Source organism: Sphingomonas sp. AC435, assembly GCF_979253005.1.
On the sequence record NZ_CEEDCJ010000067.1, the window covers coordinates 1 to 253 of the forward strand.

Sequence of the window (253 nt, forward strand, 5' to 3'; positions counted from 1 at the left end):
GTGTCGCGCTGGCCGTATTGCGCAGCTTCCAGCGCGACACTGACACGAGCGAAAGTTTCGAGATCATGCCGGCGGCCACGCTCGACGCCGCGCTCGCGCATGTCTCCGGCTCTCGCGCGCCCGTGCAGGGGCGACACCGCTGGCATCTGCTGATCGAGGCGACAGCAGCGACTGACGACGCGGCGGCGCCGGCTGCGATGCTGGAACGCCTGCTTGGCGCAGCGCTCGCGGGCGGGCTGGTGGAGGATGCGAC

General features: G+C 70.8%; 1 pseudogene. It reads left to right on the plus strand.

What is annotated here, in order from left to right:
• Window positions 1-253: pseudogene (locus AC0CH8_RS18985) on the plus strand (hydroxyacid dehydrogenase); the annotation flags it as partial.